General features: G+C 71.5%; 20 protein-coding genes and 1 pseudogene. 1 reads left to right on the forward strand and 20 read right to left on the reverse strand.

The window, feature by feature from the left end; all coding sequences use genetic code 11:
* Positions 1 to 792: pseudogene (locus AB0B76_RS25320) on the reverse strand (RHS repeat protein); the annotation flags it as partial.
* A gap of 35 nt (positions 793 to 827) precedes the next feature.
* Positions 828 to 5,522 carry a LamG-like jellyroll fold domain-containing protein gene (locus tag AB0B76_RS25325; RefSeq protein WP_360379670.1) on the reverse strand — a complete coding sequence of 1,565 codons (4,695 nt, stop codon included), beginning with the start codon at positions 5,520 to 5,522 and terminating at the stop codon, positions 828 to 830.
* Positions 5,523 to 5,828: 306 nt separating this feature from the next.
* Between AB0B76_RS25325 and AB0B76_RS25330 the strand changes: the two genes are divergently transcribed.
* Positions 5,829 to 6,641 carry a heavy metal-binding domain-containing protein gene (locus tag AB0B76_RS25330; RefSeq protein ID WP_360379672.1) on the forward strand — a complete coding sequence of 271 codons (813 nt, stop codon included), beginning with the start codon at positions 5,829 to 5,831 and terminating at the stop codon, positions 6,639 to 6,641.
* On the opposite strand, the gene AB0B76_RS25335 is transcribed toward AB0B76_RS25330, so the two are convergent.
* The 18 genes from AB0B76_RS25335 to AB0B76_RS25420 all read right to left on the reverse strand — a co-directional run bounded on the left by AB0B76_RS25335 (position 6,625) and on the right by AB0B76_RS25420 (position 25,746).
* Positions 6,625 to 7,038 carry a hypothetical protein gene (locus AB0B76_RS25335; RefSeq protein WP_360379674.1) on the reverse strand — a complete coding sequence of 138 codons (414 nt, stop codon included), beginning with the start codon at positions 7,036 to 7,038 and terminating at the stop codon, positions 6,625 to 6,627. The two genes, AB0B76_RS25330 and AB0B76_RS25335, sit on opposite strands and share 17 nt — an antisense overlap.
* Complete coding sequence (locus AB0B76_RS25340; protein WP_360379677.1) at positions 7,035 to 7,298, reverse strand: hypothetical protein; 264 nt, start codon at positions 7,296 to 7,298, stop codon at positions 7,035 to 7,037. The genes AB0B76_RS25335 and AB0B76_RS25340 overlap by 4 nt, the downstream gene beginning before the upstream one ends.
* Positions 7,299 to 7,351: 53 nt before the next feature.
* Positions 7,352 to 7,984, reverse strand: coding sequence for a hypothetical protein (locus tag AB0B76_RS25345; protein ID WP_360379680.1), 633 nt, complete (start codon positions 7,982 to 7,984; stop codon positions 7,352 to 7,354).
* A gap of 39 nt (positions 7,985 to 8,023) precedes the next feature.
* Positions 8,024 to 8,767 carry a hypothetical protein gene (locus AB0B76_RS25350; protein ID WP_360379682.1) on the reverse strand — a complete coding sequence of 248 codons (744 nt, stop codon included), beginning with the start codon at positions 8,765 to 8,767 and terminating at the stop codon, positions 8,024 to 8,026.
* Positions 8,768 to 8,810: 43 nt separating this feature from the next.
* Positions 8,811 to 9,683, reverse strand: coding sequence for a phosphate ABC transporter ATP-binding protein (locus AB0B76_RS25355; protein WP_360379685.1), 873 nt, complete (start codon positions 9,681 to 9,683; stop codon positions 8,811 to 8,813).
* 19 nt (positions 9,684 to 9,702) lie between these two features.
* Positions 9,703 to 10,626, reverse strand: a complete 924-nt coding sequence (locus AB0B76_RS25360) for a sortase (protein WP_360379687.1) — start codon at positions 10,624 to 10,626, stop codon at positions 9,703 to 9,705.
* A gap of 7 nt (positions 10,627 to 10,633) precedes the next feature.
* Positions 10,634 to 11,746: a DUF916 domain-containing protein gene (locus tag AB0B76_RS25365; protein WP_360379689.1), complete on the reverse strand. Its 1,113-nt coding sequence runs from the start codon at positions 11,744 to 11,746 to the stop codon at positions 10,634 to 10,636.
* A gap of 84 nt (positions 11,747 to 11,830) precedes the next feature.
* Positions 11,831 to 13,123: an Ig-like domain-containing protein gene (locus AB0B76_RS25370; protein ID WP_360379692.1), complete on the reverse strand. Its 1,293-nt coding sequence runs from the start codon at positions 13,121 to 13,123 to the stop codon at positions 11,831 to 11,833.
* A gap of 171 nt (positions 13,124 to 13,294) precedes the next feature.
* Positions 13,295 to 14,530: a hypothetical protein gene (locus AB0B76_RS25375; protein ID WP_360379694.1), complete on the reverse strand. Its 1,236-nt coding sequence runs from the start codon at positions 14,528 to 14,530 to the stop codon at positions 13,295 to 13,297.
* A 137-nt stretch (positions 14,531 to 14,667) separates the two neighbouring features.
* Positions 14,668 to 17,265, reverse strand: a complete 2,598-nt coding sequence (locus AB0B76_RS25380) for a hypothetical protein (protein WP_360379696.1) — start codon at positions 17,263 to 17,265, stop codon at positions 14,668 to 14,670.
* Entirely contained in the window at positions 17,265 to 18,929 is a 1,665-nt protein-coding gene (locus tag AB0B76_RS25385; RefSeq protein WP_360379698.1) for a phosphate ABC transporter substrate-binding protein PstS, read from the reverse strand. The genes AB0B76_RS25380 and AB0B76_RS25385 overlap by 1 nt, the downstream gene beginning before the upstream one ends.
* Positions 18,926 to 20,200, reverse strand: coding sequence for a phosphate ABC transporter permease PstA (pstA, locus tag AB0B76_RS25390; RefSeq protein ID WP_360379701.1), 1,275 nt, complete (start codon positions 20,198 to 20,200; stop codon positions 18,926 to 18,928). Before pstA ends, AB0B76_RS25385 begins: the two co-directional genes overlap by 4 nt.
* Complete coding sequence (gene pstC, locus AB0B76_RS25395) at positions 20,197 to 21,195, reverse strand: phosphate ABC transporter permease subunit PstC (protein ID WP_360379704.1); 999 nt, start codon at positions 21,193 to 21,195, stop codon at positions 20,197 to 20,199. The genes pstA and pstC overlap by 4 nt, the downstream gene beginning before the upstream one ends.
* Complete coding sequence (locus AB0B76_RS25400; RefSeq protein ID WP_360379706.1) at positions 21,192 to 21,608, reverse strand: hypothetical protein; 417 nt, start codon at positions 21,606 to 21,608, stop codon at positions 21,192 to 21,194. The genes pstC and AB0B76_RS25400 overlap by 4 nt, the downstream gene beginning before the upstream one ends.
* Positions 21,609 to 21,873: 265 nt before the next feature.
* On the reverse strand, positions 21,874 to 22,923 hold the full coding sequence (locus AB0B76_RS25405; RefSeq protein ID WP_360379709.1) for an NADPH:quinone reductase: 1,050 nt from the start codon (positions 22,921 to 22,923) through the stop codon (positions 21,874 to 21,876).
* Positions 22,920 to 23,945: a 2-oxo acid dehydrogenase subunit E2 gene (locus tag AB0B76_RS25410; RefSeq protein ID WP_360379712.1), complete on the reverse strand. Its 1,026-nt coding sequence runs from the start codon at positions 23,943 to 23,945 to the stop codon at positions 22,920 to 22,922. Before AB0B76_RS25410 ends, AB0B76_RS25405 begins: the two co-directional genes overlap by 4 nt.
* Complete coding sequence (locus tag AB0B76_RS25415) at positions 23,942 to 24,880, reverse strand: transketolase C-terminal domain-containing protein (RefSeq protein ID WP_360379715.1); 939 nt, start codon at positions 24,878 to 24,880, stop codon at positions 23,942 to 23,944. Before AB0B76_RS25415 ends, AB0B76_RS25410 begins: the two co-directional genes overlap by 4 nt.
* Entirely contained in the window at positions 24,877 to 25,746 is an 870-nt protein-coding gene (locus AB0B76_RS25420) for a thiamine pyrophosphate-dependent dehydrogenase E1 component subunit alpha (RefSeq protein WP_360379718.1), read from the reverse strand. Before AB0B76_RS25420 ends, AB0B76_RS25415 begins: the two co-directional genes overlap by 4 nt.
* Positions 25,747 to 25,751: the final 5 nt, after the last annotated feature.

Consider the following 25,751-nt stretch of genomic DNA (forward strand, 5'->3'; position numbering starts at 1 on the left):
CGTCGGCGACGGACCACCCAACGACGGCGGCGTCCGCATCGGGAACGACCACGAAAAATCACCCGCCGACCCACCAGCCGACCACGTACTCGACGCCGCCAGACTCGTCGCCCCGTAACTACCCGACGCACCCGAGGTCCCCGCCGTCAACGCCACCATCCGGGTAGCGGTGGACGCGACCGTGACGTCGGCCGTAACCGTGCCCGCCTTCGTGTCGTTGTGGCTCGGCAGATCCGTGCCGCGGCACTCCGCCTTGTCCGGCGTGCTCAACGCACACGCCGGCAGGTCCACCAGCTTCAACCGCGACGACCAGTCCGCACCATACGCCGTCGCGAACTGCCGGTAGTCGACCTTCACGCCGACCGCGCCGGTCCCCTGCCCGCCGTCGGCCCGGCCCACCTTCAACAGCAGACCCTGCACGTTCGCCCGCTTCGACGCCTGCTGGTCCAGGACCTCGACGTGCACCTTGCCCGGGATCGGCACGCTCGCCGCCCCGATCGTCCGCGCCTGCCGCGTCGTCGTCGACGCGGTGATCGACACCGGGCCGCCTGAGGCCGCGGTGACATCGACGTCCGCCGCCGACGCGGCCGGCCACACCGGCGGCGGGCTGTCCTGCGCCTTACGCGTGGTGTCCTTGACTGGCTTGCCGGCCGCGACCGCCTTGGTCTTGACGCTCGACACCTTCGCCGCCGCCGCCGGCGTGAACGGCTTGGCCGGACCCGCGAACGCCGGCGCCTGCGCACCCAGCGACACCACCAGCGCCAAGGGCAGACCGAGCAGCAGGTAACGCACCAACGACCTCCGGGACTCGAAGCTGGGCACGGCGATCACGCGGCCGGCGGGGTGTAGATGATGGCCCGGTTGTCCGCGAGCACATCCCGGAACGACGAGTACGTCTGCCCGATGGTCCCGTCGGCGTTCTCAAGGCCCACGACCGCGCCGGTGCCGCGCTCCGCGGGACCGTCCAGGCCGCTGTAGTTGAACGTGATGGTGCCGTTCTGCGCGATGAGCACCTCGACACTCAACCGCTGCGACGTGTTGCCGAAGATGTACACGTTGCGCCACTCGATCACGAACGTCGAACCCGCCACCGCGGTGCGGATGCTCGACGAGCCGTCGACTACCAGGTCGTGCCAGTACGGATACAACGCCGCGTTCGGGCCCGCCGGATCCGGCACCCCGGTCCGGCCCTCCGGGTTGTCCGACATCGGATCCGCGAAGCTCGCCAGGCCGTTGGTGCTGATCCAGACGGTCGAGTACGTCTGACCGTAGAACGTCACCGGGAACGGCAACGGCACCGACGTGTGCGCGTCGTCGCCGGTCAGCGACAACACGGTGCCGTTCGCCGGCACGAACGTCTGCGTCGCCGTCGTGCACGTGTACCCGAACTCGTCCGGCACCGCCTCCAGCACCAGATTCGCCACCGTCTCCACCGACACGTGCCCGCTCGCCGACGCCGTCGCGCAACCGTCCACGGTGGACACGCCGAACTCGCCCTCCTCGACCGCGGCGAACGCGTACGTGCCGTCGGCCGCCGTCATCGTGCTCAGACCGGCCGGCTGCAGCCACACCGTCAGCCCGCCCGCCGGCGCACCGTCACGCGTCACCGTCCCGGTCACCGTGCCGGTGCCGATCGGCTGCGCGTCGAGCGGGTAGTCGATCAGCACCGCCTTGTCGTTGTCGAGGATCGGCTGGTTGTAGAGGTACTGCAGGCCGTACTCGCCGCCGGTGCTCTCGATGCCGACCGTCGCCCCGCCGCCGCGCTCGGCGTCGTCCGCGTCGAGGTCGGCGTAGTTGAAGGCGATGTCGCCGTTCTCGGCGAGGATCGCCTCGAACGTGACCCGCTTCGACGTGCCCCACATCTCCACGTTGCGCCACTCCACGACGAACCGCCGGTTCGGGAACACCCCCTCCACCTCGGTCCGCACGCTGGCACTGCCGTCGACGATCAGGTCACCCCAGAACGGCGCCACGATCGCGTTCGGCGCCGCCGCCTGCGGGATCGCCGAACCGGCCGACGCATCACCGGCCTCGCTCGGATCGGCGAAGGCGATGAAGCCGTTCGTCGACACCCAGGCCGAGGACTGGTTGTGGCCGTAGAACGGCACCACGAACGGCAGCGCCACCGTGGTCGCCGCGTCGTCGCCGGTCAGGTTGAGCACCGAACCATCGGCCGGATCGAACGCCTGGGTCTGCGTGAGGCAGGTGTACCCGAAGATGTCCGACTGCGGGAAGAGCTGCAGGTCGACGTACTGGTGCCCGGTGACCTCCACGTCGGTGCCGGCGTACACCCCGCAGGCCCCGCCGACCGCGGCCGACACGTTGTACGTCCCGGCGGTCAGGCCGGTGAACTCGTACTCACCCAACCCGTTCGTCACCCGGGTCGCGCCACCGGGCCGCAGCGTCACCGTCACGCCGACCACCACGTCACCGGTGAACGGGTCCATCACCCGCCCGCTGATCGCCGGCGGCGTGCCGACCGTGATCGACGCGCCGACGATCTCACTGAGCCGCGAACCGGCAACGGCCTGCGCCCACAGCTGGACCGGCCCGGGTGCCGGCGGCGTGACCGTCACCGTCAGCTGGCCGCCCGGCGTCGGCAGCGTTGCCGTCTGGCCCAGCCCCACATTGCCGAGGCTGTACTTGATCGCCGTTACGGTCGTGTCACCGCCCGCGCTCAGGGTCACCTGCAGCGGCTGGCCCACCGTGGCGGTGTTGCCGTTGGGGAACGTGACGATCGGCTTCTCGGGCTTGAGCGGCGCGGTGAACTCCGCCTCGGTCGACGCGACCAGGCGCCCGTAGAGCCGGACATCGTCGATGCTGCCCTTGAAGAAGTTGTTCGGCCCGATGTCCCACAGGTGCCGGCCGATCACGAACGGGCCGGTCGCGTTGAAGCCGCCGACGACCGTGGCGGTGGCCGCCTGGACGGCCCCGTCGACGTAGAGGCGCATCTGGTGCGTGGAAGCGTCGTACGTGGCCACCAGGTAGGTCCATCGCCCGGCGGTGATCGGGTTGTCGGACACCACCGCATAGATCGCCGGCGAATGCACGTCGGAGCCGGCCATGGTGAACCGCCACCGGCCCGTCGGCCCGTGGTAGGTGAGCGCCCACGCCGCCGTCTGCGTCCCGTCCTGGCTGGCCGCGACGTACGCGGTCGTCGGATCGAGGGTGTCCACCTTGACCCAGGCGGTGACCGTGAAGTTGGCGTCGGTACGCACCGTCGTCGCCGCGCCCGTCGTCGGCGACTTCGTCTTGATCGGCCCCGCCGCCACCGCCTGTGCCCAACCGTTGAACGCCAGCGCATGACGGGTGCCGCCCCGGCTCGCCGTCCAGGTGGTGTTCGACAAGGTCAGGGTGTTGCCGTGGTCCGAGCTGTCGGCCGTGGTCGCGCCGGTGCCCTCCTCCATGTCCCATCGACCGTCCGGGCCGGTACCGGCCTTGACGCTGAACGCGTACGTCTTCGGGACCGCCGAATAGGTGTCGCCGGTGTCCTTGGTCCACACGCGCAGGATGAACGCGTCGTCGGTCGGCGGGGTGATCGTCACCGTCGCTGTGTTGTCCGCGGCCGGCGCCACCTGCGCCGCGTTCGGCGCCGTCGTGCCCGTATCCAGGGTGTAGGCGTAGCCGGCGAAGTCCGACGGCACCGTGGCCGGCGGGAAGAACTTGAAGGTCCCCGCCACCCCCGCGCCACCGTAACGCTGACCGTCGTCCGGATAGTCTGTCGAGGTGATCTGCGACGGTGCGCCGGGTGGTGCGGTGTCCACCTTGAACTCGCACACCTGCGAGAACTGCCCGTCGTCGGTCCCGTCGTAAGAGCGGGCCTGGAACTGGTACACCCCGTCGTTGACCAGCTTGTTCGGCGGGATGCTCACGATGGCGGTGGTGCCGGGCGTGACGGACGACTGGGTGACGCGGTCGTTGTCGTTGCGCGAACCGCCCAGCGGCCACCACCAGAACGACACGTTGTGCACCTGCGCCGTGCCGTCTGCGTCGCTGGTGCGGGCCCGCAGCTCGGGCTGCAGCGTCTTCACCACCGGCCGCCCCGCGCCCGTCGCACACGCGCTGCCGGAGACGGTCAGCTGGTCCGGGGCGTTCGGGTAGGAGTTGTACGTCACCGTCAGCAACGCCGTACCCGCGTCGAACTTCTTCCACGCATTGTGGTTCGCCTCATCGCCGGCCCGCAGCCCGATCGTGACCCCGTTCCAGTACTGCCCCGCCGCCGACTGGATCAGGCCCGTGATCCCCCACTCGCTACGCACCCGCTGCTTGTTGCACGTGTGGTTGTCGGTGAACGTCTGCAGCGAACCCCACGAACCGGCGTGATTGCTCCACGTGGTGTTCGCATCGATCCCACCGACCCACCACAGGCTCGTACGGGTGTCGCTGCACGTCCACGAATGCAGCAGATCCATCGAGAACTTCGCGTCCAGCACGTGCTTGCCCACATACGACGACGTCGGCAACAGGAAGATCGACCGGTAGATCATCGTCTGGCCCTCGTCGGTGTACCCGACCTTCGCACACGGCACCGCCGTGTAGGGCGACGGACACCCGTTACGGTCGTAACTCCAGTACGACTGGGTCGTGAACCGGCTGTTGATCATCGTCCAGGCGGAGGCGTTGAACGCCGGGTCGATGAACACCGGAAACTTCGTCGACGCCCCACGCAACACCTGCAGATCCGGGCGCACGACCATGTCGCCACCCTCGACCGCCACCGGCATCCGCGCCGTGCGGCTCTGGACCCCGACCGCCTTGGCGTCCGCGGGCACGTCGCCGGAGGAGTCCCACATCGCCGGCGTCCCCGACGCGAACGCCGTCGCACCGCCGCCGTCCACGTAGGACACCGAGCCGTTGCCGCCCGTCTTCGCGGTCAGTCCCTTGGTCCCGGTGCGGAAGCGCACGTTCTCCAGGGCCCGCTGCTTGGCGGCCTCGGGCGTCTTCACGACCAGGACCTCGGAGTAGCCCTCCAGCTCCGCGGTCAGCTGCAGATCCACGCCCGGCAGCACCTCCGGGTAGGTGGCGGTGCGGCCCTCGACCTTCGGCGCCGGCAGCGCCGTCGGCCACGACAGGGACAACTCACCCGAGCCGCGCCGCAGCGACACCAGCGGACCGCTGCCACCGCCCGAGAACGTCGTGCCCAGCCAACTCGCCGCCGGCGCGAAGCCACCCGACGACGTCTTGCGCAACGTCGGGTCCGGGGCGGTCCAGCCACCGTTCGCGGTCCGGACCCGCTGCACCACGATCGCCTCGGAGGAGGTGAACGTTCCGTTCGGGTTGGCGAAGACCTGAGCGCGCTCGGTACGACCGTCGAGGACCTCGACCCGCCCCTTGCACGCCGCCGCCTGCTGCCGCGCGCTCACCGCGTCCTTGGCCGTCGCCGGGCAGGTGACGGGCTTGGGCGCGGCCGACGCGGGACCCGCAAAGGGCGGCGCCACCAGCAGCGCGACCACCAGACCGAGCAGCGCGGCGATGGCGCCGGGCCGAATGTGAGCATGCCAAACAGGCAGCCGAGTATCCACGCCCGCCACTCCCCCATGATCCAGTTGATCGGTGCGGGGGAACGCTAGGAGTCAGCTGTGAGTCGAGTCAAGAAAACGTTAAGCCGACCCCGGGTAACCACTCCAACACACGCCGCACAAAGTGTGACGCTCCGGCCACATGTCCCAGCTCAGCGGGCCCGCCGCCAATACGTTACGTGGCATGCCAATTTGTCAATGCAACATTTCTCACTGACCTCCGCCTGGCCGTCCGCCGTCGGCCCCGCCCACGCGCGGGGCCGTGGCAACGCTTACCGGAGCCGGACGATCCGGTTAAGGTCCGCAGACATGAGCGAACCCGTCTCCCAGCAGCCCCAGCCGCTCCCCGAGAGCGCCCGCGCCCGGCTCGCCCGCACCCAGCAGGGCAAGCCCTTCTTCACGTCCGACTTATCGGTGAACGAGTTCGTGCTGACCACGCAGACCGGGTTCGAGCCGCTCGGGCTCGTGATGGGCACCTGCATCTACCACGTCGGTCTCCAGCAGTCCAAGTGGAGCGTGAGCCAGGAGCTGCAGGTGCTCAGCCAGGCCATGTACCAGTGCCGCGAGCTGGCGATGGCCCGCATGGAGAGCGAGGCCGAGGCGCTCGGCGCCGACGGCGTCATCGGGGTGCGCATCCGTTCGCTGAACTACCAGTTTGCCTCGGACGTGCTCGAGTTCGTCGCGGTCGGCACCGCGGTCAGGTCCACCAGCGGGCAGAACTACCGCACGCCGCAGGGCCGGCCGTTCACCTCGCACCTCAGCGGCCAGGACTTCTGGACCCTGCACCGGCACGGCTGGCTGCCGCGCGGGCTGGTGCTCGGCACGTGCGTCTACCACATCGCGCACCTGACGTTCCGCCAGATGCTGGCCAACGCCGGGCAGAACGTGGAGCTCACGAACTTCTCCCAGGCCGCGTACGACGCACGCGAGATCGCCATGGACCGTATGCAGTACGAGGGTCAACTCCTGCAGGCCGACGGCATCGTGGGCGTGACGGTCGAGGAGTCCGCGTGGGAGTGGGGGCAGCACGCGATCGAGTTCTTCGCCATGGGCACCGCCGTGGCGCGCCTGCACCCGGACGCGCAGCCGGAGCACCCGACGATGGTCATGCCGTTGACGTGAGGCGGTGCAGCGCCTGTACCGCGGCCGAATCGGCCCCCGCGACCCGCACGAGCTCGGGGGTGAGCGCCCGGCACCACTCGTCGGCGCTCACCGCTTCCGAGGAGAGCACCACGCCCCGGGACTCGTGCCGGATGACGGTCACCGGGCGGGCGCCGACGCCGGTGCGGTCGAGCTCGAACCGGCGCCCGTCGAGGCGCACGGTCACCCCGAGCACCGCCGGCTCCCGCCCGCCGAGGCGCGCCTTGAGCCGGCCCTCCCGCCGCACCTCGACGAGGTGGGCGGGCAGCGCGGCGGAGAGCACCGTGAGGAGCATGCCGCCGTAGAGCGAGAGGTCGTCGGTGCACCGCCGCAGCCGCTCGGCGACGAGCTCCAGGTCCAGGTGGGACTCGGGATTCACGCGCCCATCGTACGACTGCCGGAGCGCCGCCTCGCCGCGACGAGAACGGCCGCGCCGAGGGCGACCAGGCCGACGCCGACGCCCGCGATGAGCACGATGTCGAGGCCGGTCCGGGCGAGCCCACCCCCGCCGCCGCCGCCACCGCCGCCGCCGGGTGCCGGGGTCGTCGGCTCCGGGCTGCCGCTCACCACGACCACGATGGGCATCCCGTCGTCGGCGCGCGCCGGTGCGCCCACCAGCAGCAGGGCAATGACGCTCACCAATACGAGGGCAAATCTCATGAATGTTCCGATCCGAATGGAGGACGACTTGTTCACGCGGTCGAGATCATTCGCCAGGGCGTCTCGCTGCGGGTCAGCCGCTCGACCGTCCGGGGGGCCTCGCGCAGCAGCCGCCGGCCCTCGGTCAGCAGCCCGGCGGGCAGGGCGGCCAGGAATCGCCCGACGTTGTACTGGCATTCCCGGGCCCGCAGATACGCGCGGTGCGAAACCGCGAGCGGCACGCCGTCGAGCTCGACCCGCCACACCCAGTGCCCGCTGGAGCCCAGCGCGGTCGAGACGGGATTGAGCCGGTCGGCCGCCTGTACCAGCCCGCGGACGGCCTCGCGACACTCCGCCTCGGTGTCGAAGGTCTGTTTTCCACGGCCGAGGATCCGGTTGTTGGGCGAGCACAGCATCCACGCGGTCCGTTGTTTCCGGTCCACGATGGACTCTTCGTCGTCAGGTGTGACGATTGCCAGGAAAATGAACCGCGGCGGCAGCATTTGGACATTCCTCCCCGAATGTTCGTCACCGGCGCGCCGGCAGGCTCGTAGCCCGTCCGGCGCGCAGGCCACCGTGCTGACCCTCGATTCCGGCGATGACACCTCGCGCGTCCCTGACCGCACACCGGACATGCACGAGATGAACATCAGAAAACGACGAGCGATCCATTCAGCAGCAACCATTGACCGAACGGTCAATAGTCAGCCGAGTGCGATCATGCGTCAGGCCGAGGACTCCGAATCGCGGCGGCGCGCGGCGTACCGAAGACCGACCCCGACCCCGATGAGCGCGACCGCGACGCCGGCGATGGTGGCGATGGCGCCCCCGGTGACCGGCAGGTTCCCGGAGCTGGAGGCGGGGGTCGGCGAGATGGAGTCCGACGGCCCCGGCGTCGCGGTCCGCGTGGCGCTCGCCTCGGGTGACGCGCCGTTCGACGGGGGCGCCGAGGCGGTCGGGGTCGCGGACGAGGTCGGCGGCACCGGCGTGGTCCCGTGCACCACCCAGCTGCCGTCCGCGCCGAAGTCCACCTGCACGGCGTCGGTGTACGTGCCGTGGTCGGCCCCGGTCCGGCAGTCGACCATGAACAGGAACGACTCCTGGCCCCCGTTGCCGGCCAGGGACTGGACCGTGGCCATGGTGGTGTTGAACGTGGTACCGAAGCCGGGCTTCACCGCGAGGACGGCGGTGACGTTGTTGGAGATCGTCTGCTCGACGCCGGCCATGTCGATCGTGTTGACGTTGGCCAGGTTGGTGCCCGCCGGGCACGCGGTGTCCGCCTTGAAGCTCGGCGTCTCGCCGCCGTTGCCGGACTTCGGGGTCAGGTGCAGACCGCCGAGGTTGATGCCGGCCGGGGCCGGGTTGGGCACCGCGGTCCGGGCGACCGCGGGGATGAGCAGGCTCACCCCGATCGCGCCGAGCAGCGCGGCGAACGCGAGGCCCATCCGTTTCGAGAGCGTGGTCTTCATGAGGGGTCCGCTGACCTTTCTGGTGTCGAGGCCGTGGCCGTCATCAGCCGAAGCGGCCGTTCACGTAGTCGGAGGTGCGCGGGTCCTGCGGGGTGGAGAACATCGCGTCGGTCGGGCCGTGCTCGACGATGTAGCCGGGCGTGCCCTGCTCGGCGAGGAAGAACGCGCAGTGGTCGCTGATCCGCTGGGCCTGCTGCATGTTGTGCGTGACGATCACGATGGTCACCTCGGCGACGAGCTCCTGGATCGTCTCCTCGATGACCCGCGTCGACGTCGGGTCCAGGGCCGAGCACGGCTCATCCATCAGCAGGACCCGCGGGCGTATCGCGAGCGACCGGGCGATGCACAGCCGCTGCTGCTGGCCGCCGGAGAGCGCCCCGCCCGGCTGGCGCAGCCGCTCGGCGACCTCACGCCACAACCCGGCCTTGGTCAGGCACTCCTCGACGAGGGCGTCCCGCGCCGACCGGGCCAGCCGCCGGCCGGTGAGCTTCAGCCCCGCGCAGACGTTGTCGTAGATGGACATCGCCGGGAACGGGTTGGGCTTCTGGAACACCATGCCGATCTGGCGGCGGGCGTCGGTCAGGCGCCGGGCCGGGTCGTAGACGTCCACGCCGTCCAGCAGCACCTCGCCGGCCAGGGACGCGCCCGGCACCAGCTCGTGCATCCGGTTGAGGATGCGCAGGAAGGTCGACTTGCCGCAGCCCGACGGGCCGATCAGCGCCGTCACCCGGCCCGCCTTCATGGACAGCGTCACCCGGTCCAGCACCTGGTGGTCCCCGAACCACGCGCTGATGTCGCGCGCGTCGAGCCCGGCGAGCGAGGGCAGCTCGCGATGGATGCCGAGATAGTCGTCGTATGCGGCGAGCGCCTCTTGCGGGCTCGCCCACGCGGTGTCGTCGATTGGAAGGGTCACCATGCCGTCCTCGGCCGTCGGGTCACATCAGGTTCGGTAGGAGCCGGGAGACCTGGTCGGCCGTCGCGAGGCCGAGGAACCCGACCACCGGCACCGCCACGATCCAGGTCTGCCAGAGGCCCCAGAACGCGCGGGCGGCGGAGAGCAGGGCGACCGCGAGCAGCAGCGCCTCGCCGATGAAGACCAGCGGGAACCACACCCGGGTGTCGACCGCCATGACCTGCTCGGCCGGGGCGAGCTGCGAGTTCTTCACCACCTGCTGCGGCTTCGGCAGCACCTCGGAGACCAGGTCGGCGTCGACCCGCAGCGCGTCGGAGGGCACGAGGAGCCCGCCGTACGCCGTGGTCAGTACGACCCGCCCGGCGCCCGTCGCCGGCGGGGGCGGCTGGGGCATGCCGCCGTGCCGGACGTCGAGCACCTTGAAGCGGCTCACGCCCTGGCCGGTGGTGACGCTGAACTCGTCGCCGGGCACCAGCGTCGCGAGGGCGCCGAACGGCCCGCCGTACATGGTGGCCCGCCCCATGATCACGCTGACCCCGGACTGCCCCGGCAGCGGTGTGTCCCGCCGGTGGCCCGGCCCGTCCTGCAGTACCGCGCCGGTCGTGCCCTCGAAGACGACCTCCTTGCGGTGCAGCTTGGGAATGTCCAGCACCGCGACAGGCGTGCCGAAGTCCAGCAGCCGCTTCGGGTCCGTGGGCTTCGTCGGCCCGGTCGGCGCGGTGCCGAGCGCGAGGTCCTTGCGGAAGTCGGCGTAGGCGGTCAGCTGGGCGCGGTCGTGGTGCAGCCGGGACACCCAGCCGGCGTAGACGCCGAAGCCCAGCAGGATCAGCGACAGGATCGTGATCGCCGTCGAGACCACCTGGACCGCCGGCGGCGCCTGACGCCGGGGGCGCGGCGGCGGCGCGGCCGGCAGGACGGGCGGCGGCAGCAGGTCGGTCGCGGTCATGAGGAGGTCACTCCCCATCGCCACCGGCGGACGACCGGGCCGCCAGCGCCTTGGTCCGAAGCTCCTCGACCGTCTCCTGGCGCGCCTTCGCGACCGCGTCGGCGACCACGCGCTGCTGGCGGCCGGTGCGCCGGCGCCGCAGCCAGCGGACCGCGAAGAACCCGCCGGCGAGCAGCAGGATGACGAGCAGCAGCGTCCACGGCGTGGCCCACAGGAACGCCTCGGCCTCGACCGTCTGCGGCTCCGAGGGCGCCTTGGGCAGCCCGAGCGCGGTGATCTGGCTGGGCACGGCGCGGACCTTCACGGTCATCGGGCCGAGCGGGAAGACGCCGGCGACGTGCACGGTGAACTGCACCGTCGAGCCGGGCAGAAGGTTGGGCAGCGTCGACTGGCTCGCGCTCGCGACCTTCAGCCAGTACAGGCCGTTCACCGCGATCTCGGGGTTCACGTTGAGCCGGACGTTGCCGGTGTTGTGCACGGTCACGGTCACGTCGGTGCTGCCGCCGCCGACGGGGTTGGCGGTCCCGTGGTAGCTGGCGCTCACCGAGTCGACGGCGATGCCCGGGTTCAGCGGGCCCGCGACGCGCAGGTACATCGGCACGCCGAGCCGGCGGTCGACCTTGACGGGCCCGTTGGCGCTGCTCTCCTCGACGCCGATCGAGCCGAGGATGCCGCCGGTGTGGTCGCCGGGGGTCGCGGTGGCCGGGACGGTCAGGGTGAACGGCTCGATGGCCCGCTCGTTCGGCTTGAGGGTCACGCTGGTCTTCTGCATCGTCACCCAGGAGCCGATGTCGCGCGGCTTCTCGGCGGCCGGCTGCAGCTGGAGTACGCCGTTGTTGCCGTTGAGGGCGTCGGTCGCGTAGATCTGGAACGTCACCGGCATCGCGCTGAAGTTGGTCACGGCGACGTAGTCGTGCACGACGGTGCCGGGCTTGATGTCGAGATACGAGAACTCCTTGCGGCTGTCCGGCCCGTTCGCGCCCGAGGGCTGCACCGCCCACGTGATCGAACCCGGCGTGGGCTCCGCGCCGGCCGGGTGGCCCGGCAGCAGGATCGCGGCGGCGGCGAACAGCAGGCCGAGCACGGCACTGATCGCGCGCGAGGGGCGCGGAGTGGTCATCGCAGCACGTCCATTCAGGTCGACGGAGGTTCCGGAGGGAGCGCGCGGACGGCGCCACGCGCTCCCCCCGTGTTGCGAGAGGCCTTAGGCGAGCGGGGTGCCGCCGAGGCCGGTGATCGTGATCGTCGCGGCGTACGTGCCCGGCGTGGTGCCCTTCGGGAAGTCGAGGGACAGGGCCGCACCGAGCTTGCTGTCGCCGAGACCCTTGCCGGCCTGGGCGCCGCCCAGGGTGGTGGCGCTGGTCAGGCCCGGGGTCGAGCCGGTGTTCACGGCCGGGCCCGCGGAGACGTTCGCGGCCGCGTTGTTCGCCACCACGGCCGGCTGCCAGCCGAGGCTGGAGCCGGAGAACTTCTTGGTGGCGTCGGCCGTGTTGGTGAAGTCGCCGACCTGGCCGGTGACCGACCAGCCGGGAACCGTCTGGTCACGGCCGTCGGAGATGTTCACGTTCTTGAGGTTGCCCTCGGCGTGGAAGTGGCGGGCGTCGCCCGTGCCCGTGAGGTGGGCGGTGCCCATGTCCACGAGGCCCGGGTCCACGGTCAGGGTGAACACGCCCTGCTCCTGCGGAACGCCGACCTGGATGTTCTCCGTGGCCGTCAGCGTGTTGCTGGCGATCACGACGGTGGCCACGGACGAGGTCGAGTTCGAGTACGCCGCCGTGTCAGCCGCGTGGAACGTCGCGGTGATGCTGTGCGAACCCACCGCCAGGCCGGTCGTCGAGTACGTGAAGGTGCCGCTGCCCGACGGGGTCGTGAACAGCGTGGTCGCACCCTCCTTGAACTCGACCGTGCCCGTCGCGGCGGCCGGGGAGACCGACGCCGTCACGGTCACGTTCGTGCCCGGCGCCACGGTCTGCGTGGCCGGCGACACCGTCGTGGTGGTCTGCTGCTGCACCGGGCCGGACCCGTGGACCTGCCAGCTGCCGTCGGCGGCGTAGTCCACCTGCACGGCGTCGGTGTAGGTGCCGTGACCGGCACCCGTGCGGCAGTCGACCAGGAACAGGAACGACTCCTGGCCACCGTTGCCGGCCAGCGCCTGAACCGTGCCCATGTCGGTGTTGAACGCGGCGCCGAAGCCCGGCGTCACCGCGATGACACCGGCGACGTTGGTGGAGATCGTCTGCTCCACGCCGCCGAGGTCGATCGTGTTGACGTTCGCCAGGTTCGTCCCCGCCGGGCAGGCGGAGGCGGCCGTGAAGCTCGGGGTGACACCGGCGTCGCCGGAGGTCGGGGTGAGGTGGAGGCCACCGAGGTTGATGCCCGCGGGAAGCGGGTTCGGGACCTCGGCCTGGGCGATCGAGGGCGCGAGCAGGGTCGCACCCATCGCCCCGAGCACCACACCGGCCGTAAGGGCCCGGCGCTTCAGGGAAGTGGTCTTCATCAGGGGCTACACTGACCTTTCTGATAGAGGGCAATGCCCGCTGCACAGCCCTGGACGACCCTGGGGATGGCCCCCCAGGGAGTCTGCGAAGGTGGATCAGTCCAGGACGCCGTGCGAGGTCCGGTGCCCGGCCGGTTCATCGATCGGCCAGGCACCGGCCCGTTCGTGAAATCAGTCGGTGCCGAACGCCCGCAGGCCGTCGACGATCGCGCCGCAGGTGTGACCCAGCGGGGCGGAGTTGAGCAGCGCGAAGCCGTAGCTCAGGATCACCGCGGACTTGCCGCAGAGGCCCTGGCCCGGGCCGAAGACCGAGTAGAGCTTCGCGTCGAAGGCCGCGTTGCCGACGTTGACCTTCTTCCACTCCACGACGTTGTAGACCTCGCGACGGATGATGAAGGAGGCGTTCAGGTTGCCCGTCTCCACCGTCGGGAAGGCGCCGCTGAGCGGGTTGACCGTGACGTTCGGCGTGACGCCGACGTTCACGAGGCTGTGCAGGTGGGCGCCGTGACGACGGTCGCCGTGACCGTTGCGCTGCGAGACCCACTGCGCGATCGAGAACGGCGCGATGCCGTTCGCGTCGCCCTGCAGGACCGTGCCGTCGTGCTCCTCGACCAGGGCGCCGTTGTAGTCGGTGCCGGTCCAGGCGTGGTCGTGCAGCCACGCCGGCACCGTGCCGATGCCCATCTTGCTCAGCCAGAAGGAGCGCGTGCCGGAGCCGTTCTGCGGGATGTACAGGTGGATCGGCGTGGCGCCACCGGTGCACGGGGCCACGTTGCACTGCGGGTCGTACGTGACGCCGCCGAGAACCACCGGCTGGCCGTCGCGGTACAGCTTCTGCAGCGTGCCCGTGCCCGTCGCGGCGTTGCTGGGGTCGTAGCCGAGCTCGTTGTAGTTGATGGCGGTGGCGTCGCCGAAGTGCTGGCTCGCCACGCCGACCGCGTCCAGCGCGAACGGGATGTAGGCCCACCGGCCCGTGTTGGACTGCGAGGTGCCCGGGTCGCCTGAGGACCGCGCGAAGTCGACGCAGCCGGCCTCCGGCAGGTCGGTCTCGTCGGCGAACGGGGCGGCGATCGCGGCCGCCACGTTGCCCGACTGGCGCAGCGCGGTGACGCCCTGGCCGGAACCGTTCGGCCGGTTGAGGCTGCAGCCACGCTTCGGCGAGATGGCCAGGTGCTGGGCCTTGCTGTTCGGGTCGATGGCGTCCCAGGAGCCGATGAGGCCGAGGCCGATGCTGTCCGCGACGCCGTTCAGGACGTCCTGGGTGGTGTCGGAGCCGACGCCCACCAGGTCGCCCACCGGGTCGGCGGAGGCGGGACCGGCCACGCCGACGATGAGACCCGTGGCAACGGTGGCGGCGGCGATGCCGCCGACCAGCAACCGCTGCACGAGGCGCTTCGTGTTGTTCATGTGCTTCCTTTCCTGCGATGAGGGGAGCGACAACATCTTGTGGATCTGAGCGCCGAGGCCGATACCGGATCTGCATAGAAGGTCGGGATATGTGCGGATACGCCAGCATTAAGGGAGGGTTACGGGAATGTGTGCACTCATCCCCCGGCTCCCGGCGGTCGGCGACTGAGCGCAAAGCGCAACAACGGTCCGCCGATCGCCCCGCCGAGGCCGGCGATGATGACGATGACCAGCGCCCACCGGATCGCGCCGATGCTCAGCGGCGAGGTCGACAGGGCGGCCGGGACCGGGCTCGCCGAGGTGGTGACGAAGGCCGGCCCGGACGAGCTCGACGCGACCGGGCGCACACCCGTGTCGGGCACGCCGCCGGTGCTCGAGTTGCCGCCGCTGCCGTTGCCGCCGCCCGATCCGGTGTTCGCCGCCTCCGACGTGCCGGCGGGAACGGTCAGCGCCGTGGCGACGCTCATGGCGGTGGTGCGCAGGCTCTGCGGCAGCGGCAGGAACCCGTGCGGCAGCTGGCCGGGTTCGACGCCGGGCGTCTGGCCCTCGTTTACCGCGAACTTGATCAGCGCCGCGTAGTCGGCGAGCGCCTCCGCGTCCTGGGTCTTGCGTACCGCCGCGTAGGTGACCGCGACCAGCGGGTACCCGCCGTTGCCGGCCGCCGCCGGGTCGACCTGCAGCAGCCCGCTGCCGTCGGCCTTGGCCGCGCCGACGGCGGTGGAGATCGACGTCGTCGTGGGTGACACGCAGCCGGTGCCGTCCGACTTGCACAGCTGGGCCGGCACGACACCGTAGTTGGCCAGGCTCGCGGAGTCCATGACGCCCCACATGAAGATCTGGCCCGGGAACTCGATCGGCTGGCCGACCTCCCACCAGCCCGCGGTGTTCTGCGGCGAGGAGATGTTCGGGTTCCAGTCGGCGCCCTGCGGGTTGTTCGCCGCGCGCACCCGGCTCGCGCTCTCGTCGTAGTTCTCCATGTACGGCAGGAGATTCAGCGTGCAGCGGTCCGGGATCTTCTCGCCCGGCGCGCCGGTGTTGAAGCAGGTGTTGACGCGCGGGAACAGGTCGGTCGGGCTCGCCGCCAGGTTCAGCTTCCGGTAATCGTCGTTGACGATCATGCCGTACTCGTCGCGCTCGCCGCCGAGCCAGGCGCGCGCCGACGCGTCGGACAGGACCCAGGCCCAGACCTGCCGGATGACGCCGGAGTGCTCGGCCGTCAGCAGGGGCGACATGAGCGAGCTGCCCGGCCGGAAGGGCAGGCCGGGATTGACCTTCATGAACTCGGGGTCCGACGTCATGAAGGCGGGGTTCTGCCTGGCCCAGTCCGGGCCCTGGCCGCCGTTGTCCCGGCTGTCGGTCAGGTCGCTCTTGTACGACTGGGTCAGCCCCTTGGCGACCAGCCGCGGGGTCAGCTTGATCGGCGTGCTGACGTAGCCGTCCGTGAGGTTGACGTGGAAGCCGAACGTGACCGCCGATACGGCGACCGGGGCGTAGGCCAGCGGCGGTAACTGCGGCGGGGTGTCGCCCGCGCGCTCGGCCTCGCTGCCGATCGGCACGGTGGTGAAGGCGAGGCCCTTGCCCGTATCGCTGCCCAGCTGGGAGGTGTTCGACGCCTCCGGGGCGCGGGTGAAGCCGTAGACCTTCTGGCAGTTCGCCCCGGTGTTCAGCGCCAGCTGCCACGAGTAGAACGCGTGCGAGATCAGCTCGGTGCCCTGGGTCTGCCGCTGCTTGACGCCGCCGATGCCGCAGGCGCGCTCGATCGGGCTGTAGCCGAGGCGGATCTGGATGCGCTGGGCCCAGGAGGCCGCGCCGAGCGGCGACTCCTGCATGATCGAGGCCGCGTCGATGTCCTGCAGCTTCCAGCCGTTGGGCTCGTACTCCCCGCGCGGCACGATGACCAGCCAGCAGTCCCGCGCCTTGCCGTCGTTCAGCGCCTCGCCGCAGCCGAGCCCGGGCGCCTCGGTCTGGGTGAGGGCGTTGAAGTAGAGGTCGCCGGTGCCGTCGGTCCGGGTGCCGGCCTCCTGGATCTCGTTGCTGTTGGACTTGCTGAACGGCCACTTGATCGGCTGGTAGAGCTTGTTGGTGGTGCCGACGGGCACGAAGGGCACCGTGTAGGTGTCGGTGCTGCCGGCCGGGTCGTGGTGGCTGTAGCCGGGCGCCGCCGGGTCCTCGGCCGGGTCGCAGCCCAGGAAGGGCGCGAGCCCCACGCCGGCCGGCGGCTCGGTGGTGCTGGGCCGATGAATGTCGCAGACGTTGCCCTTGCGGGTGCCGATGTTGGCGCCGCCGGTCTTGTCCTGCTTGAGGCCCTCGGCGCCGAACTGGCACTGCTCCGGCTGCGGCCCCTCGGCCGCGTCGCCGTAGCACTCCATGAGCTGCAGGTAGTTGGCGTTGAACAGGCCCTTCATCGGCTTGCCCTTCCAGGTCACCTTGATGGCCTGGTGCACGAGGTTGCGGGTCTGGCCGACCGTGACCTCGAGGTCCTTGAAGTCGTCGTGCATGAAGGCGTACGGGTCGGCGGAGTCGCGCGCCTTGACGACCGTCTTGTTGTCCGCGCCGAGGAGGCCGTCCTTCCAGCGGACGGTGACCGCGGAGTCGGTGATCCCGTTGCCGGTGATCTGGTCGGACGGGTCCGCCGCGCGCGCCGGGTCCACCGGGCCGAGCGCGAACAGCCCGAGCGCGGCGACGGCGGCGGCGAGCCCGCTCGCCAGGCGCCGGCGTGCGGCCTGGGTCAGCATCAGAAACCTCTCGATCCGTCGCGCCGCGCCCGCCGGTTCGTGGCCAGCTGCACGGCGAGGGGCGGGACGAGGCACAGCCCGAGCAGCAGCACCGCGGCCACCACCATGAGGGCGGTCTCGAACCCGTCGAACAGTGCGGGCGAGGTCTCCACGGCCGCCGCGTCGACCTGCCCCGGCGCGCCCTCGCCGCCGGCGCCACCGCCGCTGCCGCCCGAGCAGATGCCGGTGTCCGCGTCGCAGGTCGGGGCGGCCCCGGCGTTGCCGGTCGGGGCCCCCGAGGCGCCGGTGCTCGCGCCGGTCGTGGCACCGTTGCCGCTGCCGCCGTTGTTCCCGTTGTTGTTCCCGCCGCCGTTGCCGTTGCCGTTGCCGGCGGTGCTGGTCCCGGCGGTGCCGGTGGTGCACTGCTGGGGGCCCTGCTTGTCGCAGTCCGGCGGGTTCGCGTCCCGCTTGGCCAGCGTATTGGTGCCGTCGGTGGAGAACGTCGGGTTGTTGCAGCTGCGCATGTCCGTCGGGGGCGGCACGTTGGCCCCGGGCACGAGGGCGAGCTGACCGAAGCCGGCCTGCACCAGGTTGAGCGGCAGGGGCGAGTAGCCGAGCGTGTCGACCTGGGACTGGCCCTCGCACAGCAGGTACTTGCCGAAGTCGCCGAGGGTCTGGCCCTTGTCCGTGTTGAAGGGATCGGCGGTCGTGGTCGGCAGGATCATGTACGAGTACGAGGACAGCACGTAGGTGCGCGGGTCCCGGTTGGTGTACACCGCCGAGAGGTCCTGCGTCAGGTACAAGGCCTTGTTGTTCTTGTCGTTGTTGATCTTCGCCGCCATCAGCGACACGGCCACGTGCCCGGCCGTCGGCTCCGTGTAGTACCCGGCCGGGTTGAGCACCTTCGCCACCGGGAAGCCGGCCTGGATCGCGTAGGAGTACTCGACGTAGCCGATCGAGCCGGCCGCGCCGGGCTGGGAGACGTAGCCGGAGACGCCGAGGTCGCCCGGCTGCCCGATCATCGAGGAGCCCCCGAGCACCGGGTAGGCCGAGGTCTGGGTGCACGGGTTCTTGCCGACCTTGGCGCAGTACGCCGTCCAGTAGCTGCCCTGGGTGGCGACCATCCACTGGGTGAACTGGGCGCTGGAGCCCGACCCGTCCGAGCGCACCACCGGGATGACGGAGATGCCCGGCAGGTTCAGGCCCGGATTGTCGGCCTTGATCGCCGGGTCGTTCCACTTGGTGATGACGCCCGTGAAGATCTTCGCGATGTTCTCGCCGGACAGCCGCAGGTTGTTGACCCGCTTGGTGCCGATCTTCAGGTTGTACATGAAGGTCGTGCCGCCGGCGGTGTCCGGCATGTAGACGTACCCGCGATCCGGCGGCAGGTCGTTGTTGTTGCCGTCCTTGACGCCGTAGGGGATGTCGGACGCGGCCCAGTCGAGGGTGCCGTCGCGGAACCGCTGCCGGCCGACGGTCGAGCCGCTGCGGTCGTAGTCCACGTGCATGTGGTTCTGTTCCACGTTGCCGATCCACGCCTGGAAGGCGTTGTAGGACCAGGTGGACCCGCCGCCGGTGATCGGCACGTAGGCGGCCGCGGGGCGGGCGGGGGCGAGGACGCTCACCATCGCGGCGATGAGCGCGACGAGGATCGTGGCCGACCGGCGACGCCATCGGGGGTTCATGGTGAGGCCTCTTCCTGCCTGGGTTCGGTTCCCTGCTGAAGTGCGATTCCCTGCTGAAGTGCGGTTTCCGGCGGAAGTCCGGTGGGCGGGTACGGCCGGGACATGCGCTGCACGTCGCGCCGGGATGCGGCCGCGCGGCGTCGCCGGCCGCGCGCGGTGAGCTCGCCGGGTCCGCGGCCGCCGATGATCCGGGCGACCATGAACAGCAGCAGCACCAGGACCAGCAGGACCGTCGCCGTGCCGAAGCCGCGGGCGATCTCGTTCTTCTCCGGCGACTGCACCTCGGTGAACGCCAGCAGCGGCAGCGACATCATCGGGCCGTGCATCGGGTCGAGGTTGAGGTAGTTGGTCGCCCCGGCGGTCAGCAGCACCGGCGCGGTCTCGCCGATCGCCCGGGCGGCGCCGAGGATCACGGCGGTGGCCAGGCCCGAGCGGGCCGTCGGCAGCAGCACGTGCCAGGTGGTACGCCACCGGCTGGCCCCGAGCGCCAGCGACGCCTCCTTGAGCGAGCCGGGCACCAGGCGCAGCACCACGTCGGCCGCGCGGATGATGATCGGCAGGATCGTGACGGCGAGCGCGGTCGCGGCCGCGAACCCCGACGGCCCGAGGTGGAAGATCAGGATCAGGGTCGCGTAGATGAACAGGCCCGCGATGATGTCCGGCAGGGCGGTCATCGCCTCGACCACGGTCCGGACGAACCGCGAGAACCGGCCCGGCACCTCGTGCAGGTACACGGCCGCGATCAGGCCCAGCGGCACCGCGACGCCCAGCGCGATCCCGAGCTCCCAGAGCGTGCCGACGATGGCGTGCAGGATGCCGCCCTCGGTGAGCGGGTCCGAGGCCTTGGTCGAGCGCATGTCCTGGGTGTAGAAGTTCAGGTGGATCACGGCCCGCCAGCCGCGCGAGAACGTGTAGAAGATGACGAACACGAGCGCGGCGAGCAGCACCGAGGCCAGCGAGTGCACGACGAACGCGCTGATCCGGTCGCGTACCGCCGCGCGGTTCTCGTCGAAGGAGACCAGCGCCGCGTAGCAGACGACCGTCACCAGCCACGTCACCACGACGTAGCCGAGCAGCCCGGTGAACGGCCCGAGCTGCGTCCACAGCACGCCGGTCGTGGCGCTGCCGGCGGCGAACGCGCCGATGATGGCGAACCAGTCCGTGCGCCGCAGCCCGCTGGTGCGGCGCCGGGTCTGCGCGCCCGGCGCCGCCGGGCGCGCCGGCACGACGGTGGCGCGGGTGTCGGGCTCGACCTGGTGCAGCACCGTCACACCTCGCTCATCGCGCCGGACCGGGACCGGGAGACCACCCAGGCCGCGGCGAAGTTGACGAGCAGGGTCAGCACGAACAGCGCCACGCCGGCCGCCATGAGCGCCGAGATGCCGAAGGGGCTGGCCTCGCCGTACCGCAGCGCGATCAGCGAGGAGACCGAGCTGGTGCCGTGCTCGAGCACGCGCGGCTGGATCTCGAAGCGCGGCGAGATGATCATGACGACGGCGATCGTCTCGCCCAGCGCCCGGCCCAGGCCGAGCATGGTGCCGCCGACGACGGCGCCGCGGCCGAACGGCAGCACGACGCTGCGGATCATGCCCCACCGGGTGGCGCCGAGCGCGAACGCGCCCTCCCGCTCGCCCATCGGGGCCAGGCCGAACGCCTCGCGCATCACCGAGCAGGCGATCGGCGCCACCATCAGCGCCACGACCACGCCCGCGATGAAGGTCGACGAGGTGTACGCCGTCGCCGTCGCCAGCGGGTCGTGCCGCTCGACCCCGCCGACCTTGAAGATCGGGATCCAGCCGAACCAGTCGGAGATCCACCGGGACAGGTCGACGATCTTCCACTGCAGGAAGAACGCGCCCCACAGGCCGAACACCACGCTCGGCACGGCCGCCATCAGGTCGACCATGGCGACCATCGTGCGCTTGAGCCAGCGCGGCGCGTACTCGGAGATGTAGAGCGCGGCACCCATGGCCAGCGGCACCGCGACCACTACCGCGACGAGCGCGATGAGGACGGTGCCGACGATCACCGCGGCGATGCCGAAGCCGCCGCCGTCCGGGTTCCACTGCTCGGTGGTGATGAAGGCGGGCCCGGCCTCGCTCAGCGCCTCCCAGGCCCGGTAGGCCAGGAAGGTGCCGACGAGCACCATGAGCACGAGCACGAGGCTGCCGCCGCCGCGGGCCACGCCGCGGTAGATCTTGTCGGCCGGGCCGGCGTTGTCGACCAGCTTCCGCCGCGCCTGGCGGGCCGTCACGTCGCCGCTCATCGCGGGCCCCGGTCGGGCCGGGCCACGACGCCCTCGGCCGGCTCCGCCTCGGCGCACAGGGCGACGAACTTGGCCGCCCCGAGCAGGCTCAGCTTGTTGCGCTGGTACCACCGGCCGCTGACCGCGACGGCCGCGCCGTCCAGCTCCAGCCGCCAGCCCCAGCGGCCGGTGGGCCGCTCGGGGACCAGCTGCTGGACGAGCCGGTCGAGGCCGCCGCGCAGCTCGGCGAAGGCGGCGAGGGCGGACTGGTAGCTGCGGAAGCTCAGCGCGCTGCGCCCGAGCTCATGGTTGTTCGTGCCGATGAGCCGCCAGGCGTACCACTCGCCGTGCCAGGTCGCCCCCGCCGGCCAGGCCATCCGGTGCGGGTGCACCGAGGCCGGTCCGCACAGGACCTGGATACGCACCTGGGGCATCAACCTCTCCAGTCCGCTCTGCGAATCCCGTACGCCGGGACGCAGTGCTGAACCTCGCAAGGCTTGACCAAGTGCGAAGGGTTAAATAGTGAACGCCGAACGAAGCGTGGATCGCCGGAAGTGGATCGTGACCGATTCGAGCGTTTCCCGCGAAAAGGTCCACGACTCGGCAAATGACGGTTCGTGCAGGCCTCTGACCTGGCTATCTAATGTTCAGAAAATACCGTCGAAAATCGTTGTCCGAAAGGTCGATGGCCGGGCCCTCCTAATTGCTGGTAGCGACGCGAATGAGGACCTTGCCGACGGCCCCGCTTTCCACCGCGGCGTGCGCGGCCGCCGTCTCGGACAGCGGATATTCGTGCAGCGGCACGCCCGTCTCCGCCCCGAAGCGCAGGGCGCCGGCGGCGAGCGCGGCGTTCACCGCGGCGGCGCCGTCGGCCAGGGCCGCGGGCGGGACGGTGTAGAGCAGCACGAACTGGTACCGCACATTGAGCACCATGAGCCGGCGCACCTCGACGCTCAGCGGCCCGCCGGAGCTGTCGTTGGCGTAGACGGCGATCGTCCCGCCGGAGCGCAGCACGGCCAGGTCGAGCTCGAGGTTGTGCGCCGCGGCGACCTCCACGACCACGTCCACGCCGTCCGGGAAGAAGGTCCGGAGGCGCTCGGCCGCGTCGGCGTCGCGGTAGTTGACCACGTGGTGCGCGCCGGCGAGCCGGGCCAGCTCGGCCTTATCCGGCCCGCTGACGGTGGCCGCGACGGTCGCGCCGGCCCAGGCCGCGAGCTGGATCGCCGCGTTGCCCACGGCCCCGGCCCCGCCCGCGACGAGCACGTTGCGGCCGGCCAGCGCGCCGGGGGCCAGCCGCGCCGGGGCGCCCTCGTGCACGGTGAGCGCGCGGTGGGCGGTCATCGCGGGCACCCCGAGGCTCGCCCCGGCCTCGAAGGACGCCTCATCCGGCAGCGGTACCGCACGATCCGCCGGCACCACCGTGTACTCCTGCGCGGTCCCGCTCCCGGGCCGCTGGTAGGCCGCCATGACCAGCCACACCCTGTCCCCCACGGCCAGCCCGGTCACCCCGTCCCCGACGGCGTCGACGACCCCGGAGCCGTCCTGGTTGGGCACCTGGCCCTCGGGCGCGACGGGCGCCATGGCGGTGGCGCCGCTGCGCGTCTTCCAGTCGGTGGGGTTCACCCCGGACATCACCACGCGGACGCGGACCTCACCCGGCCCCGGCTCGGCGAGCTCCCGCTCGGCGAGCTCGAGTACCGAGGCGGCGCCGAACTCGGTGTACATGATCGCGCTGTAGTTCTTGGTCATACGGCCAACGTAGCCGCCACCGCCTTGAGGAACGAGGTCGCGCCGCGGCCGTTGAGGACCCGGTGGTCGTAGGCCAGCCCGAGCTGCACGTGCCCGTCCACCTGCGCGGTGAGCGAGACCGCGCACGTGGTGCCGGGCAGCACCAGCGGCACGGCGGCGGTCACGTCCGGGTCGGTGTGCAGGGCCAGCAGGATCGCCGGGCCGGCGAGATCGGCCGGGCGGAAGGCGCCACGCAGGGCGGTGGTGCGCAGCTGCATCAGGCGGCCCGCGATGTCGGCGAGCGACAGCGCCGGCACGTCGCGGATGACCGGCACGTGCAGGCCCTGGCCGACGTCGACGGTCACCCCGACGTCGACGCTCGCCGCCCGGCGCACCCGGTCCGGCGGCACGAACGTGGCGAAGCAGTCCGGGTGCTCGCCCGCGGCCGCGCCGATCGCGGCGACAGCCAGCTCGGGCAGGCCGATCATCCGGCGGTACCGCCGCGTGAGGTCGCGCCCGCGCGCCACGGCGGCCCCGACCGGCACGCGCACGGCCACGAACGCCTGCGGGATGCCGCGCGCCGACTCGCTCACCACGGCGGCCACGGCCCGCTGGACCGGGGAGAGCCGCTCCTCCCGGAAGGCGGCGGGGGCCGGGGCCAGCTCGTCGAGGTCGGCGACCCGGATCACCCTGCGCCCGAGCGCCTCCACGGCGGCGCGCGAGATTCCCCGCTCGGCCATGGCCCGCAGCGCCGGCTCGGTGATCACGATGTGCGAGATCTCCGCCGGGACCGCCGCCGGAGCCGATCCGGGGGCGGCCTCCAGCCGGCCGATCACGGCGCCGGCCGGAAAGACCGCGCCGACCGGCAGGAGCGGCCACAGGTAGCCGGAGGCGGTGGCGGGCAGCTCCTCGGCCGCCTTCGAGGTCTCCACGGTCGCGACCGGATCGCCCGCGCGCACCAGGGAACCGGCGGGCGCGATCCACTCGACAAGCGTGTACTCGGCGTCGTTGGTGTTGAGCTTGGGTACCCGGATCTCGGTCACGTGAGCGCCGAAACGATCGTCGAAGCCTGCACGAGCACCTCCCGCTCCAGGTGGGCCGCGGTCGGCACCACCGTGTCCGCCGCGTGCAGCACCCGCACGGGCCGCCCGCAGTCCCGCAGCCGGTACGCGACCTCGGTGCCCCAGGAGGCGCCCGGCGGCCCGTCTTCGACCACCAGGATCTGCCGGGCCGGGTGGCCCAGCACCGGCTCCGGGTCCCACGGGTAGAGCCGCGTGGGCACGTGCAGGGCGCCGCACAGCTCGTACCGAACCAGCAGCGCCTCCATCGCCTCCAGCGCGCGGTGGGCGAGCCCGCCGGGCGCCACGATCAGGTAGTCGTCGCTCGGCGCGCCGTCCACGACGACCATGTCCCCGGCGGCCGTGAACGGGCCGGGAACGCCCATCGGCCGGCCGTACAGCACCTTGTCCTCGAACAGCACCGCGGGCCGGCCGCTCGCCAGCATCGCGCGCAACAGCGGCAGCGGCTCGTAGAACGGGCTCAGCTCGAAGACGTCGAGGCCGGGCACGCCGAGGAAGTGCTTCTGCGGGCTCTGGCTGTGCGTCGGGCCGTAGCCGCGGTTGCCGCCGGTGGGGCAGCGCACCACCAGCGGCATCGGCACCGGGTGGCCGAACATCGCCGTCGACTTGGCCGCCACGTTGACGATCTGGTCGAAGGCGAGCAGCGCGAAGTCCGCGAACATGATCTCGACGATCGCCTTGTCGCCGGCCAGGGCCAGCCCGTTGGCGACGCCGACGACCGCCGACTCGCTGATCGGGGTGGCGAGGACCCGGCCCGGGTGGCGGGTGGACAGGCCCCGGGTCACCTTGAAGGCGCCGCCGTACGGGTCGGCGATGTCCTCGCCCAGCAGGTACAGCGCCGGGTCCTCGTCCAGGAGCGCGGCCAGGGCGGCGTTGAGGCGCTCGGCGACGCGGGTCACCGCGGGTGCCAGGTCGAGGGCGGGCGGGCGGTGACGTCCGCGACGACGGCCGCGACCCGCTCGCGCTGCTGCGTGTCGAGGGGGGTGCCGGCGTGGCGGGTGTACCAGTCCGGCAGCGCGGCCACGGCGGCGGCGGGACGGGTGTCGTCGCCCTTGCTGTGCGGGCCCAGCCGGTGCACGGCGAACTCGACGACCAGCGGCCCGGCCCCGTCGCGCACGTGCTTGAGCGGCTCCTCCAGCATCGCCCGCATGGCGGCGACGTCCCCGCGAAGCTCCGGGACGTGCAGGTGGGCGACGCCGAACGCGGCCGCCCGCGCGGCGATCGTGCCGGCCATGGCCGCCGCCGACGGGGTGCTCTGCGCGATGCCGTTGTGCTCGACCGCGACCAGCAGCGGCAGCCGCCACAGCGCGGCGAGGTTCAGCGTCTCGTAGACCGCGCCCTCACCCCAGGTACCGTCGCCGATGAATGCACACGCGAGCCGTCCGGGCTCGGTCCGGGCCGAGTGCAGGGCGGCCCCCGCGGCCAGCGGCAGGCTCTCGCCCTGCACGCCGGTGGACAGGTAGCGGTCGCGCCGCAGGTGCTGGCTGCCGCCGACGCCGTGGCACACGGCCCCGTCCCGCCCCATGATCTCGGCGAGCAGGCCGGCCGGGTCGTCGAAGCGGGCGAGGTAGTGGCCGTGGCCGCGGTGGTTGGAGAACACGAAGTCGCCGGGGTCCAGCAGCGGCATCAGGGCGACCGGCACCGCCTCCTGGCCGAGGCAGGTGTGGGTGGTGCCGTGCAGCAGCCCCTGCGCGAACAGCTCCAGCAGCGCGGTCTCGAAGTGGCGGATGAGCAGCAGCGTCCGCAGGTCGTCGCACGCCGTCACCTCCG

It is taken from the genome of Dactylosporangium sp. NPDC049140 (assembly GCF_040648435.1).